Source organism: Paenibacillus taichungensis (genome assembly GCF_050994985.1).
GTDB lineage: Bacteria > Bacillota > Bacilli > Paenibacillales > Paenibacillaceae > Paenibacillus > Paenibacillus taichungensis.
Window position 1 is genome coordinate 2,592,248 of the sequence record NZ_CP194720.1, and the last position, 18,325, is coordinate 2,610,572.

At 46.1% G+C, this 18,325-nt stretch carries 15 protein-coding genes; 4 read left to right on the forward strand and 11 right to left on the reverse strand.

The window, feature by feature from the left end; genetic code table 11:
- Positions 1–148: 148 nt before the first annotated feature.
- The 5 genes from ACR1R9_RS11695 to ACR1R9_RS11715 form a co-directional block, all read right to left on the reverse strand.
- Complete coding sequence (locus ACR1R9_RS11695; RefSeq protein WP_175382887.1) at positions 149–2,893, reverse strand: CHASE3 domain-containing protein; 2,745 nt, start codon at positions 2,891–2,893, stop codon at positions 149–151.
- 178 nt (positions 2,894–3,071) lie between these two features.
- A complete protein-coding gene (fumC, locus tag ACR1R9_RS11700) occupies positions 3,072–4,460 on the reverse strand; it encodes a class II fumarate hydratase (protein ID WP_076288632.1) in 1,389 nt (462 codons plus the stop codon).
- Between the two features lie 225 nt (positions 4,461–4,685).
- Entirely contained in the window at positions 4,686–5,696 is a 1,011-nt protein-coding gene (locus ACR1R9_RS11705; protein WP_163754218.1) for an aldose 1-epimerase, read from the reverse strand.
- 213 nt (positions 5,697–5,909) lie between these two features.
- Positions 5,910–6,719: an MBL fold metallo-hydrolase gene (locus ACR1R9_RS11710; RefSeq protein ID WP_433923640.1), complete on the reverse strand. Its 810-nt coding sequence runs from the start codon at positions 6,717–6,719 to the stop codon at positions 5,910–5,912.
- Positions 6,720–6,903: 184 nt separating this feature from the next.
- Entirely contained in the window at positions 6,904–7,170 is a 267-nt protein-coding gene (locus ACR1R9_RS11715; protein WP_433923639.1) for a hypothetical protein, read from the reverse strand.
- Positions 7,171–7,384: 214 nt separating this feature from the next.
- On the opposite strand from ACR1R9_RS11715, the gene ACR1R9_RS11720 reads away from it, so the two are divergent.
- The 4 genes from ACR1R9_RS11720 (at position 7,385) to ACR1R9_RS11735 (ending at position 11,683) form a co-directional block, all read left to right on the forward strand.
- Positions 7,385–8,617, forward strand: coding sequence for an aminopeptidase (locus ACR1R9_RS11720; protein ID WP_099853969.1), 1,233 nt, complete (start codon positions 7,385–7,387; stop codon positions 8,615–8,617).
- A gap of 83 nt (positions 8,618–8,700) precedes the next feature.
- Positions 8,701–9,933 carry an aminopeptidase gene (locus tag ACR1R9_RS11725; RefSeq protein WP_433923638.1) on the forward strand — a complete coding sequence of 411 codons (1,233 nt, stop codon included), beginning with the start codon at positions 8,701–8,703 and terminating at the stop codon, positions 9,931–9,933.
- Positions 9,934–10,146: 213 nt separating this feature from the next.
- Complete coding sequence (locus ACR1R9_RS11730) at positions 10,147–10,737, forward strand: RNA polymerase sigma factor (protein WP_076288627.1); 591 nt, start codon at positions 10,147–10,149, stop codon at positions 10,735–10,737.
- Complete coding sequence (locus ACR1R9_RS11735; RefSeq protein WP_433923637.1) at positions 10,715–11,683, forward strand: hypothetical protein; 969 nt, start codon at positions 10,715–10,717, stop codon at positions 11,681–11,683. Before ACR1R9_RS11730 ends, ACR1R9_RS11735 begins: the two co-directional genes overlap by 23 nt.
- 1 nt (position 11,684) lies before the next feature.
- Here ACR1R9_RS11735 and ACR1R9_RS11740 read toward each other — a convergent pair whose 3' ends face one another.
- The 6 genes from ACR1R9_RS11740 to ACR1R9_RS11765 all read right to left on the reverse strand — a co-directional run bounded on the left by ACR1R9_RS11740 (position 11,685) and on the right by ACR1R9_RS11765 (position 18,089).
- Positions 11,685–12,176 (reverse strand): hypothetical protein, encoded by a 492-nt coding sequence (locus tag ACR1R9_RS11740; RefSeq protein ID WP_076288625.1) that lies wholly within the window; start codon positions 12,174–12,176, stop codon positions 11,685–11,687.
- Positions 12,177–12,400: 224 nt separating this feature from the next.
- Complete coding sequence (locus tag ACR1R9_RS11745) at positions 12,401–13,366, reverse strand: ABC transporter ATP-binding protein (RefSeq protein ID WP_433923636.1); 966 nt, start codon at positions 13,364–13,366, stop codon at positions 12,401–12,403.
- Positions 13,359–14,342: an ABC transporter ATP-binding protein gene (locus tag ACR1R9_RS11750; protein ID WP_433923635.1), complete on the reverse strand. Its 984-nt coding sequence runs from the start codon at positions 14,340–14,342 to the stop codon at positions 13,359–13,361. Before ACR1R9_RS11750 ends, ACR1R9_RS11745 begins: the two co-directional genes overlap by 8 nt.
- A 9-nt stretch (positions 14,343–14,351) precedes the next feature.
- Positions 14,352–15,293, reverse strand: a complete 942-nt coding sequence (gene opp4C / locus ACR1R9_RS11755; RefSeq protein ID WP_076288622.1) for an oligopeptide ABC transporter permease — start codon at positions 15,291–15,293, stop codon at positions 14,352–14,354.
- 13 nt (positions 15,294–15,306) lie between these two features.
- Complete coding sequence (locus ACR1R9_RS11760) at positions 15,307–16,263, reverse strand: ABC transporter permease (protein WP_063563946.1); 957 nt, start codon at positions 16,261–16,263, stop codon at positions 15,307–15,309.
- A gap of 101 nt (positions 16,264–16,364) precedes the next feature.
- Positions 16,365–18,089 (reverse strand): ABC transporter substrate-binding protein, encoded by a 1,725-nt coding sequence (locus tag ACR1R9_RS11765; protein ID WP_433923634.1) that lies wholly within the window; start codon positions 18,087–18,089, stop codon positions 16,365–16,367.
- Between the last annotated feature and the right edge of the window lie 236 nt (positions 18,090–18,325).

The following is an 18,325-nucleotide window of genomic DNA, read 5'->3' on the forward strand; positions in this document are numbered from 1 at the left end:
ATTATTGTTAAGTATTATAACATCATTTTCTTTTAAATAGCTTACATGAGAAAAAAATAAAACCCATGACACAATTGCAGCAATCGTTCCGCAACTGGCATAGGTTTTATTTTCGAGTTGATACATGTTGAATTACAAACGGAAAGGATCAGATTCCCAATGTTTCGTGACTCAGCCACAATTTCATCCGGGACAGTACCTCTTTCATATTGAGAGGTTTGCTAATATAATCTGAGGCTCCTGCCGCAATACATTTATCACGATCTTCTTTCATGGCTTTGGCAGTCAAAGCAATAATAGGGAGCTTTTTGAGATTTAATCTCTCACGGATTTGGCGAGTAGTTTCATATCCATCCAACTCTGGCATCATGATATCCATCAAGATAATATCCGGGTTCGCTTCTCCGCTCTCTAACATCTCCAGACACTCGTAGCCATTCTGAGCTGTAATCACCTTCATGTCATACTGCTCAAGGGCATTTGCCAAGGCATACACATTTCGAATATCATCATCGACAACAAGAACCTGGCGGCCATTCAATAATGATTCTTCAAGTGGCGTCAATAACATCTCGACGTTTGTTGAATTCTCGCCTGAGAATTTGTTTGTTTCAGGAGCAGTCACGGCTACCTCGTTCAAGAACAATCTGGAGTTTTGCATAACCTCAGGCTCTTCCCTTCTAAGTGGGAGGAATAAGGTGAAGACACTTCCTTGCCCTTCGCGACTAGTTGCCGAGATTGATCCTCCCAACAGATTGGCAAGAGATTGAGAGATCGACAGTCCCAGTCCAGTTCCACCGTATTTTCGGGCGGTGGCTCCATCCGCCTGTTTGAAGGCATCAAAGATCTGCAGCAGTTTGCTGTCCGCAATGCCAATCCCGGTATCACTAACCGAGAAGGCTATGACATCCGTCTCTGCTCCGTTCGTTTCAGGATTGGACAGACTCACTCTGGAGATGGTTAAGGCTACTTCCCCTTCATTGGTGAATTTAAATGCATTGGATAGCAAATTCCGTAAAATCTGGTGTAACCGCATCTCGTCGGAAACAATCGTTTCCGGCAGAGGGCTTTGAAGCTGAATCCGGAAATCAATTCCTTTTTGCTCAGCCGTTTTCAGGAAATATTGATTCATCGCTTCCGGCAGGGTTCCAAGATAGACATCATCCAAATCCACTTCCATCTCCCCAGCCTCCACTTTGGAAAGGTCGAGAATGTCGTTAATCAGATTCAACAGGTCCTTACCTGATGCATGGATCACCGAAGCATATTTCTGTTCTTCACTATTTAAGTGCTGATGTTTGTTCTCAGCCAAAATCTCGGACAGAATTAGCATACTGTTCAGCGGGGTACGCAGTTCATGGGACATATTCGCCAGGAACTCAGACTTATAACCAGAGCTTGTCCTTAACTGATCGGCTACTTCTGCAAGTTCGCTAGCAGAGGTCTCAGCCGCATTTTTCTGCATTTCCAGACGCTCGTTCAACATGTGCAGTTCCTCTGTCTGCATATGTAATTCTTCAGTCTGGGACACCATCTCTTCTGTCTGTGCCTGCAGTTTCTCCGATTGTGTCTGCAATTCTTCATTCAACACCTGTGATTCATCATACAAATGCTGTAATTCCATGCGTGTTACGGTGGAATGAAGCGAGACGCCGAAGATTTCGATCAGTTCGGTTAGCAACTTTGTTTCCTTTGGTTCGATCTGCTTCATAGAGGCCAGTTCGATTACAGCTATCGTTTTACCTTCAAATACCACCGGGGCTACCGTGAGTGATGCAGCTGACGCATCACCAAGTCCCGATGAGATGCGAATATAATTTTGAGGCAAGTCGTTCATCTGCAAAACTCGCTTCTCAATCGCACTCTGACCGACTAATCCCTCACCCGGTGCAACGGATACTTTACCGAGGGAACGCTCTTTCTCTCCATCTGCCGCATACGCAGCTACACGAATGAGACGGTTCTCTTTCATCGCATATAACACGCCATAAGGGGCTTCTAGCAGGATCGCGACTTGATTTAGGAACAACCGTGACAGTCCCTCCAAACTTGCAGGGTTCTGCAAGAGTGTAGCAATGCTGGCAACCTGATCTTTAAGTCGATTCTGTTCCTGTACCGTATCCAGCAATAAGTTCGTCTCTTTACCTAAATCACCGACCTCATCTTGTGTACGGACAATAATACGCTGTGTGAGATTGCCGCCTTGAGATATGTCGCTAATGGTATGTTTGACTTCACGCAGGGTCTTGACGATATTGCCCGAAATGACGAGCGCTGCAGCAACAGATAGTCCGGCAACGGCAGCCCATAAGGTATACATAATGGTAAGCAATGTGGAGCTTCGTGCTGCGAGCTCGGTCACCCGGCTTTCCGTCAGTCGCAACTCTGTATTGCGGAAGTTCTCGAACTCGGATCTTAACAGATCAATTTCGCCTTTCCCTGGATCGGAATGGAAAAATTCAATGACTTTATCCTGATCTCCTTGTCTCTTTAGGGCCACCGAGGCTGATCCGGCAACATCAATCCAGCGGACAATATGTGTTTTGATGGTTTCCAGAGTCATCTGCTGGGATGGGTTATCACTAACCAGCTCATACAGTTCGGCATAATTGGAGTTCCACTGGGTTAGCGCTTGGTTGTATGGCTCCAAATAACTTTCTTCCCCGGTGATCATGAATCCCCGCTGTCCTGTTTCCATATTCAGAACATTTTTCTCAATTGCATTGGTCAGGTTATGCACTTCCAGGTCGTGGTGGCTGATAAAATCGATTTCCTTCTGCGATGCATCAATTTGGGCAGATAACACCAGCAAAACGGCACCAAATAACAACACAACCACTAGATAGCCCAATAGAATTTTGGAGCGTATCGTAAATCTTCTCTTTTTCGACAACGCAGAAACCTCCAATGAAATAAACAATTCCGATCAATTAAAAAAACAGTCGCATATGTAGTTTATATGTATACGTATTTACTGACAAGCATTAGTTCAAGAACCGCACGAGTTAAAAAACGACCTGCGTATGCAGGTCGCTTGTTTATTGGAATGAAGTTCGCATGATAATGACTGATTAAGCTTTCGGGGCAATCATTTTCGCTGGATCAACATACTGATCGAATTGCTCTTCCGTAAGCAGACCTGTCTGCAATGTTGCTTCTTTCAGAGACAGTCCTTCCTTATGCGCAAGCTTGGCAATTTTGGCTGCATTCTCATATCCGATATGCGGATTAAGAGCGGTAACCAACATAAGCGAGTTATTCAAATTGTGTTCAATCTGGCCGAGGTTAGGCTCAATACCCACCGCACATTTATCATTGAATGCAACAATGGAATCAGCAAGGAGCTGGACAGATTGCAGGAAGTTATAGATAATAACCGGTTTGAACACATTCAACTCGAAGTTACCCTGACTTGCCGCGAAGCCAATCGCAGCGTCGTTCCCCATGACTTGCGTAACCACCATGGTCATCGCCTCGCTCTGAGTTGGATTCACTTTACCTGGCATAATGGAACTGCCCGGTTCGTTCTCCGGAATACGAATCTCTCCCAGACCGCTGCGTGGGCCACTAGCCAGCCAGCGAACATCATTGGCAATTTTCATCAAGTCAGCTGCAAGCGCTTTAACTGCACCGTGAGCATAGACCACTTCATCATGACTTGTAAGTGCGTGGAATTTGTTAGGTGCGGATACAAAATCCTTGCCGGTATGCTTGCCAATTTCCTTGGCTGTATAATCACCAAAGTCAGGATGTGCATTAATTCCGGTTCCCACAGCTGTACCACCAATTGCGAGTTCTTTCATATAATTCACACTATCGCGGATCATACGTTCACTCTTATCGAGCATCGCTTCCCAGCCGCTGATCTCCTGACCGAGTGTAATTGGCGTTGCATCCTGAAGATGAGTACGTCCAATTTTGATAATATCTTTGAATTGTTCCGATTTGTCTGCAAAAGTGGATTTCAGCACCGCGATTGCCGGCAAGAGTTGATCTTCAACAGCAAGTACTCCTGCAACATGCAGAGCCGTTGGGAATGTATCATTAGAGCTTTGGGACATGTTTACATCATCATTCGGATGCAGACGTTCTTCCTTGCCCTTTTGTTCAAGCAACTGGTTACCCAGATTGGCAATGACTTCGTTTACGTTCATGTTGGACTGTGTTCCGCTACCCGTCTGCCATACCACGAGAGGAAAATGATCATCAATCCGACCTGCAATAATTTCATCAGCGGCATAAGCGATCGCATCCGATTTGGCAGCGGACAATTTACCTAATTTATGGTTACTAGCTGCAGCGCTTTTTTTCAAAATGGCAAGAGCACGCACGACTTCCATCGGCATATGCTCGCGACCAATCGGAAAGTTTTCCTTACTGCGTTGCGTTTGAGCTCCCCACAGCCTGTCGGCTGGTACTTTCATTTCACCTAACGTATCTTTCTCAATGCGGTATTCCACTTGCTTTTCCTCCTCCAAAAAGATGGTTTGGGTCTCTAAAAAAATACGTATACATTCTTTTCTTCACAGCATCTTACATCTGTTGATTCCAAAGTCATTTTTGGGATTTATGCAAAATGCTTTTTATGAGCAAAGCTTGTGTATCTTGTCATATTATACATGATTGCCTGTGCAATTTTCACCTTTTCGACAAAAATGTAAGCGTGAAGCAAAGTGCTTGAGTATTTATTTTTGAGCTTTGATCGGATATAGACGGCTGGTTTGCTCGAATAATTCGCCCGGCTCAAGACCAATCAGACCGATCTCTTCAGCAGGAATGCCTTGTACATTCGGGGCGTTAACGAGGTTCATCTGTGGCTCAGGACAGAAGAATCCGCCAGCCATATTGTTATTCCAGATCATCCAGTGCTTGTACGAAGTCCCTACATCATATACCAGCTTGTCACCGGTACGATGATCAGTAAGCTCCATATAGTTGCGACCGTTCTGTGGTTCAGCCGTGTAGTGGTTGTCCATGGCTGCAAAAAACGGACTAACGCCCTCTTCCTTTAATTGCTCTTCCTCTGGTGTAAGCGGTTGAAATTGTCCTGTAGGTAAAGAACGTTCATTCAATTCACGACGCTGACCAATCGTTATTTTGGCGGTGTAATCGGATGCCTGGCTTTCCGGTGCAAAAGGTACGCTAATGGCTGTATGGAATGCGAACAGGTTCGGCATACGTTCCTTCCCGTTATTCCGAACATTCAATTGCTGCTGAAGTCCCAGACTACTTAGCGAGTAACGGAGCGTCACTGTGAAGGTGAACGGCAGGTATTTGTAGAACTCATGTCCTTCCTTCACTTCCTGACTGAGCACAACATAACTCTCCAACTCGTCAGAACCGAACCCATCAACCTTCCACTCGGCATCATGCAGGAATCCATGCAGGTGGTTGCCTGTAGCTGGTTCGTTTATAGGTAGTTGATAAACTTCACCATTCCAGGGGAAGCGACCATCCTCATAGCGATTTGGTGGGGAAAGAATCGGAATACCGTATACGGCAGGTGCAGCCATAAATTCATCCATCTGTTCCTGGTCTGGCTCCCGCAAATAACGGAATCCCTGCTCTGTATCACGGAAAGCGACCAGGTTGGCACCCACACTCGGAATAACTGCCGCTTCGAATTGATTAAAACGAAGCCAGACGGCTGGTATACCTCCAAATTGTTCTTCGAAAGCTGCATTTTGCTGTGTCATCGTTATATGTACCTCCTGCATACTAAGGTTATATTATACGGCTCGACTATATCATGACCGGGCACAAAATACCAATCTATGATAGAGAACAAATTCATGATGGAACGACAAAAAAGACAGCTACGATGCTCCGTGGCTGTCTCCATCCCCTTATGCTGCCGTAATGAATCATTCCAGATTTCAATGGAATACCCATGTATGGCATCTGCTCTATTAATCCACATATTTGCCGTGATCCGGAACGGCGGTCTGTTCAAAATCAAGATCGAGTCGCTCCAGCGAATCTCTCAGCATTTCTCCGGTTAAGGAATGTCCGTGCCCGGTAACAGCAACTATGGGCTCCAGTCGACGAATATGCTGAACTGATCGATGAGCCGCTTGCCAATCCGTCGTGAAATACGCCGGTGGACCGTGCAACTGTTTGTCCTGAAGCAGCACACTCCAGAGCGATTCCTGTTTCACGGTGACGATCGCGTCTCCTGCAATCAGTGTACGGTCTTCTTTTCGAAATAGCGACACATGGCCCGGTGTATGACCTGGTGTATGCAACCATTCCCAGCCAGAAACACCTGGGATGGAATGATCATCCGGCAGACTGAATATCCGATCATCCAGATTAATAGCTTCATTAGGGTAAGCAAATGACAGTCGTGCCATCAAACCGCCACCAACAGTAGGGTCGGCCGGAGGATAATCCTTCACACCTGTCAAATAAGGCAGTTCCAGCGGGTGTGCGTACACTGGGACGCCCCAGAATTGTTCCAGTTCGATGACGGTCCCGACGTGATCAAAATGACCATGTGTCAAAATAATCGCAGACGGTGGACCAGGAAAGCGTTCAGTTGCAACATGAAGAATCTGATCAGTGAAACTCGCCATTCCAGTGTCCACGAGCACCCAGTTCCTGCTTCCAGGCTCCCCGATGAACAAAACATTAACGAACAGTGTACGCAGACTGAGGATATCGTGCGCGACTTCTTCAAGTCCCGTCATTCCTGCTGTAATCAGATTGTCAGATGCCATTCACGGTTACCTCCCATTCAGGCGGATTGTCTCTCTGGTTCCATTCATCTGTCATAGACTTCCCTTTTCTGGAGTAACTATTCCTTATTCCCAATAAAATAGACGGTGGACGCCCTGTTTCAGGCATACACCGTCTAGTATAATCAGCTACATTCCATATTAGAACAAGAACCTCTCGATCCTATTATGCCGGGAAAGCGTCCAGTGCCGCATCAAGCAGCTGATTGTACATATCGTCATCGTTTTCCAGCAGCTCGTCCATACGCAACAATTCATCTTCATCACCGGATTGTTCAGTGAAATGCAGACTATAGTCCCAATCCTTGCCGTTCTTGCTCATAAACGTAATCTCATAAACTGACTTTTCGCCTTCTGTACGAAAAACCGTATTACCTACATAATTCTTCTCATCTTCACGACGCATCTCTGCACGAATAATCTCAATATTCACAATCGTTCTCTCCTTTAATCTCTCTTCAGTTGCAGGTCTCCACAATTTATGGTAAACCTAGTTTGGTAATTATTATTGGTTAATTGTACAATATATATCGTAGCAACGTATACCTTATTCAATGAGGGAACCATACTGACTCCTTACATACCTGTAATGAGGACTATAATAACAAACAGCTACGACATTATACCAAACAGGAGGAAAAAATAGCATGAACAATTTTGAAACGAATTTACAACAATATGCCGAACTGGCTGTCAAAGTCGGTGTTAATGTCCATCCTGGGCAGACTCTCGTCGTGAACGCACCAATCTCGGCAGCACATTTTGTACGCCTAATCGTCAAAGCTGCTTATGGCACAGGTGCCAAGCTGGTCAAAGTAAACTGGAGCGATGAGGTTATTACACGTCTTCATTATGATCTCGCACCAGAAGAATCCTTCTCTATTGAACCAAAATGGTTTGCCGGAGAAATGACTGAACTCGTAGAAGAAGGTGCCGCCATTCTGCATGTTATTGCAGAAAATCCGGATCTGCTTGCAGGCGTTCCTCAAGAACGCATCGTGACTAGTCAGAAAGTTCGTGGTAAAGCGATGGAGAAATATCGTTCCTATCAGATGGCAGACAAATTCAGCTGGTCCATTGTGGCCGTTCCTTCCCCTGAATGGGCGGCCAAAGTATTCCCTGATCTTCCGGCACAGCAGCAAATTGATAAATTATGGGATGTCATCTTCAAAACCGTTCGTATCGGTGAGCAGGATGCTGTCGCAGAATGGAAAACACATTTGCTGAATCTCGACTCCCGTGCAGATCTGCTTAACGAGAAAAAATACAAAAAGCTTCACTATACTGCACCTGGCACAGACCTGACAATAGAGCTTCCTGAAGGACATCTGTGGGTATCCGGTGGTAGCATCAATGAGCAGGGACATGTCTTCGTTGCTAATATGCCTACAGAGGAAGTGTTCACAGCTCCACTGAAAACTGGAGTTAACGGAACAGTTCGCAGCACCAAGCCACTGAGCTATGGCGGCAACCTGATCGACGGCTTCTCCATCACTTTCGAAAATGGCCGAATTGTCGATTATACTGCCGAACAAGGACTCGATTCATTGAAAAGCTTGATTGAAATGGATGAAGGCGCACATTATCTGGGTGAAGTAGCTCTCGTTCCACATCAATCGCCAATTTCAGACACGAATATTTTGTTCTACAACACCCTCTTTGATGAAAATGCATCCAACCATTTGGCTATCGGGAACGCCTATGCCTTCTGTCTGGAAGGCGGCAAAACGATGTCCAAAGAGGAATTGATCAGCCATGGCATGAACTCCAGTCTCACTCATGTGGATTTCATGATTGGATCAGGAGAAATGAACATTCACGGTGTTACTTCTGAAGGTAGTGAAGAGCCAATCTTCCTTCAAGGCAACTGGGCTTTCTAATTTAAAATAGTGTAAATGAGAGAGAGGGTCACTCCTCTCTTTTCCTGCGTATGCGGGGCATTCATGATATGGAGGAACTTGATATGTTGAGTTTTGAACAAAAACTGGATCGTTATGCTGAACTGGCTGTAAAAGTTGGAGCCAACGTTCAGCCCGGACAAATCTTCGTTATCAGCGCGATGATTGATACAGCTGAATTCGTGCGTTTGTTGGTGCGCAAAGGCTACGAGGCCGGAGCAAAGAAAGTTATCATCAAATATGGAGACGAAACTGTCAATCGACTGCGGTTTGAAATGGCCCCTGAGGACTCCTTCCAAGATGTACCGAAATGGCATGCCGCTGAGCTTGAGGAGCTGGCAGCGAACAATGCTGCGTTCTTGACCGTATTGTCATCCAGCCCGGACCTGCTAAAAGGCATCGATCCAGAACGCATTTCCACTCATCAGCGTACATACGGTCAGGCGATGTCCAAATATCGTCAGTATCAGCAGGCAGACAAAATGAGCTGGACAGGAGTAGCCTGTCCTTCGCCGGATTGGGCCGCCAAAGTATTCCCTGACCTTCCCCCTGCTGAGCAGATGAAACAGCTCTGGGAAGCCATTTTTGCTGCTGTAAGAGCTGATCTGGAAGATCCTGTAGCGGCTTGGGAGCAGCATATTGAGCGTTTGGAGCACAAAGCAGTTGCCCTGAACAGCAAAAAATATAAAACTCTGCATTTTGTCTCACCGGGAACCGACCTTACCGTTGATCTTCCTGAAGGGCACATTTGGGCGCAAGCGGGCAGCATTAATGAACAAGGCACTCGTTTTGTGGCCAACATCCCGACAGAGGAAGTATTCACAGCACCAGCCAAATTTGGGGTGAACGGTAAAGTGTCCAGCACCAAACCACTCAGTTATGGCGGAAGTATCATTGATCGCTTCTCTCTTACGTTTGAAAAAGGACGCATCATTGATTTCCACGCCGAAGAAGGTCAAGATACACTAGAAAGACTCATCAATATGGATGAAGGTTCCCATTATCTCGGTGAAGTCGCTTTGGTGCCCTTCCATTCTCCAATCTCGGAAAGTGGTATTCTCTATTACACAACGCTATATGATGAGAATGCTTCATGTCACCTCGCTATCGGTAGTTCCTATGCCTTCAATATCGATGGTGGCAAAACCTTGTCAACCGAGGAGCTTGCAGCTCGCGGCATGAACTCCAGCATTACTCACGTAGACTTCATGATGGGATCGCCGGAAACGAATATTTATGGCGTGACAGCGAATGGTGAGCGTGAAGCCATCTTCCTGAACGGTGACTGGGCTTTCTAAGCCATTTGTACCTGTTATTCTGCGATTATTAAGTAACTCATAGAGGCTGCCCTACTGACCATGATTTAGTGGTTAGTGAGGCGGCCTCTTTCTATTTCGGCTATACTTTTTCTGCTTCTGTCAGACTAACCTCCCATTGTATCGCTTCCATATAATGTTGTAAAATGAAATGATACCAATGTTTGTGGATTGTTCACCAGAAAGGAGAACATCATGGCCAATCGGCTCCAATTACTCTTAGCCTCAGATTTCCATAATTTGGGCCCGCAGCTTCAAGAAGAAGTGTACTACGAATACTATAATATGGTACATGGTCTCATCGTTTACATCATCAAAGAACGTGCAGCAGCAGAAGATATCATTCAGGAAGCTTTTATTAAAATCATTAAAAACAAACCTCTCTTCGACAACGAAGTCAAACTGAAAGCATGGCTGAAGGTTGTCACACGGAATACCGCCATTAATTATCTGAGAAAAAATAAAAATAACCGTAACCAACTGGATACGGATAGTGTTTTTATAGATATGGAGACAATTAATCAGACGGCCGCTTCCGTAGAGAGCACGGTGGAGACTCAAATGATGCAGGAATCCATCGAATTCTATCTGGAACAGCTTAAGCCGGAATACCGTGTACTTGTGGAGCTACGCTGGAAAGAGGGTCTTTCCTATCGGGAAATGGCCGATCTGCTTGATACATCCGAAGAAATTGTGAAGCAACGTTTGTTCAGAGCCCGCGGAAGTATCAAAAAGAAATTACATAAGGAATGGGGTGGAAGTATTGAGCAAAGGCAAATCCGATAAGCATATTGATTCATTCGATTCAGAGCTGGAAGACGATTTTTTCGATGCCGCGTTTGATATGGCTTTTGACGAAGCCTTCCATCAGGCTGCATCTGCCACCCCTGCTTCCAACACCGAACCTATGCGTCAATCCTGGCTCCGAGTTCAAAAGGAAATTTCCCGGGTTGGCGCACGCAAGAAAAGAATGCGCACCATACGTTTATCTGTTATTGTGGCTGCGTCCGTGACCATCGGCGCCGTCATCTTCAGTATGCCTACCGGGACGCAAGCCGTCTCCCCTTTTGTACAATCGATCAAGGAATGGGGCAATGGGATGAAATCCATTGTTATTGAGGATCGCACTACTCATTTTGGCGCTGATCCGTCGACAGCTAAGACCCCTCCACCTCCTGAACGAGGAGTTAATGAAGCTCCCAAATTCTATTCTGGAGACGAACCAGAAGAGGATGAAGATATTGTTCTCCCCTTCTATGAGACATCACATTTACTTGAACCTATTGTTGTAACCAAGGAAATAGCACGCTCGGGATTTATGGGTGATTTTTTGTTATCAAAAGCGATTCCCGAGCGGTTTACAAAGATCAAATTTGAGCTCATGCTGGATACCCTCAATCCCGTCAATCCGGAAGATTATTACGAATCTCAACGAATGAGGGTTCGTTATAGCGGCGAAGGCAAAAATGGTGAAGAAGAAGTCATTCAGTTTGATTATGCCTATGTTTCGCCTGGTCAGGTCATTGAGGGGCCCATGCTTCGCGAAACAAGTATCGTCAAATTGGCTGATGGCAGCGATGCATTTATGTACCTCGGTCCCCCCTATAATACCTTTCAATGGATGATGGGTTCTGTCAATATGAGCTTATTCGGAACCGTCTCGGAAGAAGAGATGACTGCCATTGCCAACGACCTGCAGGAACAAAAATTTCCAGGTAGTACTCGCAAGTAAATTAAAATAATACATTGCTTGAAATATGTGTTGTCGTCTCAGGCTTGACCCCATCATCGGCCGTGTGAAGACTGACGACTCGATAGTAATAGCCGGTTATCACGGTCCAGCTCGATTGGGCATTCAGGGTCTGCGTTTGGGTTTTCTTCTTGGAACCGGATTGATAGAGAATCCAGGCCGATCCCGTCCAGCGTTCAAGTCGATAATCGACTTGCAGCGATTTCATTTCCGAGAAGGTCGTTGTTGTTGTATTTACAACCGCAGTCAGCCCCCCTCCAGGTATAACCGTCCCCTCTGCCTGATAAATATATTTTGGGGAAGTCAGTGCATGAATACTTGGTTCCAAAGGCGGTGGCGGTGGAGTAAGCGCGTGAGGCTGGATACTTGGACTGGCAACAGCAACCTCTTCGGTTGGTAGCGCAAGAATTATGGGTGCCGTTAGTGCTGCAACAATCATGACTTTCAGCATGGACGTTATTCTTAATTTCCGCATATGTATCCACCCTTCATTTTCCAAATTTGATTTTGTGTAAGTATTAAACGGATGTAGTGGTTAGAAGGTTTCAAAAAAATAAAAGACGCTCCGACTTACATGTCGGCAGCGTCTTTTGGTACTTTGATACTTCTTCGAATGAACACATACAGAATGGATGAAACCTAAATAATTCCATTACGTATCCATAAGATACCGTTGATATGAAATTACTCTCACATGCTTCAAACCAAATGACAGGCTACAAAATGATCCGCTCCAACGTTCCGATACGCTGGAATTTGCTGCTTGCAGATATCTTCTGCCCATGGACAACGTGTATGGAACTTGCATCCAGTTGGCGGATTCACCGGACTGGGGATATCCCCTTTAAGCACAATTCGTTCCCGTTTCAATTTGGGAATCGGTACAGGTACAGCTGATAGCAGGGCTTTCGTATACGGATGCAGTGGATTGCCGAACAACTCATCTCTGAAGGCCGTCTCGACCATGGAGCCCAGATACATCACTCCAATACGGTCACACAGATGTTCCACCACACTCAGATCATGCGAAATAAACAAGTAAGCAAGGCCACGCTCTTGCTGAAGCCGTCTGAACAGGTTAATAATCTGAGCCTGAATAGACACGTCCAGTGCTGATACCGGTTCATCTGCGATAATCAGTTTCGGATTTAAGATCAAAGCTCGCGCAATCCCAATCCGTTGTCGCTGTCCACCAGAGAACTCATGGGGAAAACGATCAATATGATAAGATGACAATCCGCAGGCTCCGAGTACCTCTTTGACGAGATCACGAACCTCGCTTGCGGTAGCCAACCCGTGATCCAATACAGCCTCCCCGATCGCATCACCAATGCGAATGCGCGGGTTCAGTGAACTGTAGGGGTCCTGGAAAATAAGTTGAAGCTGCGGACGGATCTTCCGCACTTCCTGCATAGATAACTGATGCAAGTCAACACCTTGAAAACGAATCTGTCCTTCCGTTTTTTCCGTTAATCGCACGATCGTTCTTCCAACGGTGCTCTTGCCACTTCCGGATTCACCCACTAATCCAAACGTCTCGCCTTCATGGATCGTGATGCTGATATCATCGACCGCTTTCACATGGGCTACTGTACGATTCAATAAGCCATTGCGAACTGGAAAATAGGTTTTGAGATGTTCAATTTCCAATAGAGGTTCAGACATGACTCAATGCCTCCTCATACAGAAAGCATGCAGCCTTCTGTCCGGGTCCAAGCTGCTTCAGCGTCGGCATTTGCTTGGTGCATATCGACATACAGTGCTCACAACGATCAGCAAAATGACAGGAATCTTTTAAGGACAGTGGATCAGGTACATGTCCGGGTATCGAATACAATTCATCCTGCCGTTGATTGATAATTGGCTTGGAGCGTAGTAATCCTTGGGTATATGGATGTTTGGGAGATTCAAATAATTGCACCACTTCCCCCTCTTCCACCACTTTGCCTGCATACATTACAACGACATAATCCGCCATTTCGGCTACAACGCCAAGGTCATGCGTAATCATCAGAATGGAGGTTCCTGATTGGGACTTGATGTGTTGTAACATATCCAATATCTGCGCTTGAATGGTCACATCCAGTGCGGTAGTTGGTTCATCCGCGATTAACAGTTTCGGGTTACATGAGATGGCAATGGCAATCATAATGCGCTGCAGCATACCTCCACTCAGCTCATGCGGATAGCTGTTTGCAATCTGTTCGGGACGTGAAATGCCAACTTCGGCAATCAGCTCAACCGCTCTGGCACGAGCCTGCTTTTTACTCATTTTCAAGTGTACTATCAGCGGCTCCATTAATTGCTCACCGATCTTCAACACGGGATTCAGAGAGGACATCGGTTCCTGAAAAATCATGGAGATGTCATTGCCCCGGATGGCGCGCAGTGAGGATTTACTTTCACGGAGCAGATCCCGTCCACCAAACCGGATCGCACCGCCAACCACCTTACCTGCCGGTTCCTCGATCAAACCCATAATCGACATGGCGGTTACACTTTTTCCACAGCCTGATTCACCAACGATGCACACCGTCTCCCCTTCACGTACATTCAGGCTTACGCCGTCCACGGCTTTGACATTTCCTTCTTCTGAGTAAAAATGAGTTTCAAGTTGTTCAATTTCAATCATATTTTGCATGAGGCGTGCTCACCTTCTCTTCTGTTTGGGATCTAATACGTCTCGAAGACCATCACCAAAAATGTTAATCGCAATAACGGTCACGAAAATGGACAGCCCTGGCGGAATCCATAACCACGGATGCTGTTGAAAATCAATCATGTTGTTGGCTGCATCGATCATATTGCCCCATGTAGGCGTTGGGGGCATGACACCCAGTCCAAAAAAGCTAAGTACCGATTCGCTGAGAATGGACCCTCCGATATTCAGAGTCGCCATGACGATGAGAAGCGGAACGATATTGGGCAGAAGATGGTGAAACAGTTTGCGACGGTCACGCAAGCCAAGAACAATAGCAGCCTGCATGAACTCACGTTCTCGCAAGCTTAACATCTGTCCCCGTACCATTCGGGCCATACCGGGCCAGTTGACAAAGCTGAGCATCAACATGACGATATACATTCTGGAATCCGGAGGAACCTTCCAATCCGATAACAACGCGCCGAAAATGAACAGCAGCGGCAATCCAGGGATCGTAAGCAGCAAGTCGGCAATCCGCATAATGACCTGATCAACAATGCCACGATAATATCCGGCGATGGCTCCAAGCAAGGAGCCGATAAATACGGATAGAACCATGGAAGCCAAACCAACAGTGAGCGAGATACGACCAGCCATCAGCACACGGGTAAGCACATCCCTACCAAGCGCATCCGTACCAAGCCAGTGATGAATGCCGGGACCTTGTTTCATCGCTGTCATATTGATCTTGTTATCGGTATATGGTGAGAACAGCGGTCCAATGAAACAAGCAACAAACATCAACAAAACCACGATGAATCCGCCAACAGCAAGTTTGTTCTTGAGCAGTCTTCGGATCGACAATTTCCATAAAGAAGACTTGGCCGGAACCTTTGAAGGTAAGGCAGCTTCTGCGGCATTTCTCGTTACAGACGATGAAGAGATTGTCATGTTCATAGCCCCCTTATTGCAAACGGACACGCGGATCTGCGATGTGATAGAGCACATCAGACAGCAGCGTTCCAATGACGGTCAGAATGGCGATAAACATGGTAAAGCCCATCAGCAGCGGATAATCCCGTAGCGAAAAGGACTGCATATATAACTGGCCGATACCCGGCCAGCTGAATATTTTCTCAATAATAAGTGAACCACCGAATAAGGACGGCAGCTCGAATCCAATTAGTGTTATCGCAGGCAACAGAGCATTGCGCAAGGCATGGGTGTATAACACTTTGCTTTCTTTTAAACCTTTGGCTCGTGCTGTGCGAATATAATCCTGCTTGATCACATCAATCATGTTGCTGCGGAAGTAACGGGTAAGTGAGCCTACCCCAAGAAGAGTCATAACAATTACAGGCAAGGTCATGTGTTGAATCACCTCTTTGACATAGGCCAGACCGGTAGCATTACTTCCTGTAGTCATCATGCCGCCTGGAGGCAACCATTTTAGGTCAACCGCCAGCAGTTTGATCAAAAACAATCCGATAAAGAAAGATGGCACGGACATGGCTGCAAATATGCCTATCATCACGAAGGTATCGAACCACGAGTACTGCTTATAGGCAGCGATCACACCGATAATAACCGCGATAAACCAGGTCAGGAATGTGGTCACCGCAGCTAACAGGAATGAATTCCAGATATATTCGTTGAACAGCGAGAGCACTGGCTTTTGTTGTGCCAATGAATATCCGAAGTCCCCGTGTACAGCATTTTTCATCCAGATGAGATATCGTTCGATAACGGGCTTGTCCAGTCCATATAATTCTCGCAGTTCGGCCTTGCGCTCAGGACTCAGCTTAATGTTGCTGGAGATGTAGTCGCCAGGGGTAAGTGCATACAGACTGAAGATCAGAACGGAAGCGGCCAGCAAAATAAGAACCATATATGTCATCCGTTTCACAATGTAAGTGCTCATATCAGGCTCCTTATCAATGCGTCCCCTGCATCTGCGACATCGCAAACACAAGGGACGTTTTGTTTATTTCGGTATTGATGTTTCTTGATTCATACCACCGCTTATTTCAGAGACCATTCCGGCAAGCTGGTTGCAATCCCGCGGTATGGACTGACAGAGAGTCCATCGATCCGACCGTTATAGGCGTAGACTGTTTTTTTGTAACTGGTGAAAATGACAGGCAGCTCATCGTTGAGCAACTGGTACAGCTCTTTGTATACTGTCTTACGCTCCTCAATGTCTGTCGTAGCCAGACCTTTGTTGTACAGCTCTTTCACTTTGGGATTGTCGTAGCCCTTCAGCTCACCATCCACAAATTGCAGTACACCGTCCGAAGGATCCGTTAACATCGGTGTAGAGAAGGAAGCTACATCGTAATCGCCGCCCTCCACTTTGGAAACAAGCGAGTTGAAATCAGCGAAGACTTCCGGCTGGAACTGCACGCCAATCGCTTCAAAGTTTTCTTTGGCCACCGCAATGAAGATATCCGTGGCCGGACTCTTCGTTCCGAGGAAATGCAGGGACAATTTCTTTCCGTTTTTCTCACGGATGCCATCGGCTCCAGGCACCCATCCTGCATCATCTAGCAATTGATTGGCTTTGTCCGGATCATAGGCATATGGATTAATACCTTCTTCCGTATATGACCAGGAAATAGGTGAAGTCGGGATGTTGGCAACAGCCCCTGCCCCTTGGTTGGCGTCCACATAGATGGACTGACGATCCAGGCCATAGGTGATGGCTTGACGCACTTCTTTTTCCTGAAGCTGTTCATGCTCCAGATTAAGCTGTAAATATCCGTATGTACTTGGTGTGTAAGGCAGAAGGTTAAGGTATGGGATATTTTTCAGCTTATCGATATTCTCCTGGGTAGCCGTGAACGAAGTGAAGTCGATCTCTCCGGTCTCAATAAACTGCCAGGTGTCTCCTTCCGATGTTTTATATATGAAGTGCTCGGTTTTCGGTTTGCCCTTGTAGTAGAATTCGTTGGCAACGAATCGAACTTCCTGACCCGGAATGAACTTTTCGAGTTTATAAGGACCATTGCCTACAGGTGTTGCATGAAGATTTTTAATGTATTCAAGCTTGCCGAATTGATAGTCTTTGCCGTAGTAGGCTTTGGATAACACCTCTGAGCCCAATGTAAGCAGAGCAGTTGCGTTGGGTTGTTCCAGCGTGGCCGAGATCGTTAACGGATCAATGACCTTAATACCCTCGATGTGATCTGCCTTTCCTTCGGTATACGCTTTACCGCCTTTCACCTTGGTGGAGAAAATATCGAATCCACCGTCATACGACTTGTCATGCAGAATGGTCCATGTAAAAGCAATATCATCTGCGGTGAGCGCGGAGCCGTCACTGAACTTGGAATCTTTTCTCAGATGAAACGTGTATGTACGCTGATCGTCTGACACATCCCAGCTTTCAGCAAGATCAGGAACAGGCAATCCTTTCTCATCTACGGTCACAAGTGAAGCAAATAGCAATGAAGCAACGTTGCCATCATATCCACTCTGATGGAAGTACGGTGTGAAAGCCCCACTGGGATCCGTAAGTCCCACAATCACCGTATCCGTTCGTTTTTTTGCCGTCTCAGGTAATTGATTCAGGTCCGTTGCCTGAAAGGGTGCATCCAGTGCTGCTGAAACCGGAGTCGCTTGTGTGCCCGAATTTGTTGTCCCGCTTCCAGCAATAGTGGTCTCTGCTCCCCCACCTCCAGCACATGCCGATAACACAATCGCACTACTGATGATTAACGATGCCACGGATAAACCTTTCACTCTCATAAAATCCTCCCCAATTCATAAATGATCCATATTTTTCTCGCTCAGCCATTCCTAATTCCCGAAATAATCCAGAATATATATAATTCCTATGAAATTAGTAAGGTATAAGTTCGATAAGCCCTATTATAAGAACCGCATTTGGTTCTGTAAATAGAGAACCACAAAAAAATATTTATATTAAACCCATTAATATCCACTTTAAAGCGATAAAATAGCCGTATGTTTTGCGCGGATTT

What these genes read in the sequence shown, in the direction of transcription:
- ACR1R9_RS11750 (WP_433923635.1), bottom strand. Translation starts at nt 14,342, where the DNA reads ATGCAAAATATGATTGAAATTGAACAACTTGAAACTCATTTTTACTCA.
- ACR1R9_RS11745 (WP_433923636.1), bottom strand. Translation starts at nt 13,366, where the DNA reads ATGTCTGAACCTCTATTGGAAATTGAACATCTCAAAACCTATTTTCCA.
- ACR1R9_RS11765 (WP_433923634.1), bottom strand. Translation starts at nt 18,089, where the DNA reads ATGAGAGTGAAAGGTTTATCCGTGGCATCGTTAATCATCAGTAGTGCG.
- opp4C (WP_076288622.1), bottom strand. Translation starts at nt 15,293, where the DNA reads ATGACAATCTCTTCATCGTCTGTAACGAGAAATGCCGCAGAAGCTGCC.
- ACR1R9_RS11760 (WP_063563946.1), bottom strand. Translation starts at nt 16,263, where the DNA reads ATGAGCACTTACATTGTGAAACGGATGACATATATGGTTCTTATTTTG.
- ACR1R9_RS11730 (WP_076288627.1), top strand. Translation starts at nt 10,147, where the DNA reads ATGGCCAATCGGCTCCAATTACTCTTAGCCTCAGATTTCCATAATTTG.
- ACR1R9_RS11720 (WP_099853969.1), top strand. Translation starts at nt 7,385, where the DNA reads ATGAACAATTTTGAAACGAATTTACAACAATATGCCGAACTGGCTGTC.
- ACR1R9_RS11710 (WP_433923640.1), bottom strand. Translation starts at nt 6,719, where the DNA reads ATGGCATCTGACAATCTGATTACAGCAGGAATGACGGGACTTGAAGAA.
- ACR1R9_RS11740 (WP_076288625.1), bottom strand. Translation starts at nt 12,176, where the DNA reads ATGCGGAAATTAAGAATAACGTCCATGCTGAAAGTCATGATTGTTGCA.
- ACR1R9_RS11725 (WP_433923638.1), top strand. Translation starts at nt 8,701, where the DNA reads ATGTTGAGTTTTGAACAAAAACTGGATCGTTATGCTGAACTGGCTGTA.
- ACR1R9_RS11705 (WP_163754218.1), bottom strand. Translation starts at nt 5,696, where the DNA reads ATGACACAGCAAAATGCAGCTTTCGAAGAACAATTTGGAGGTATACCA.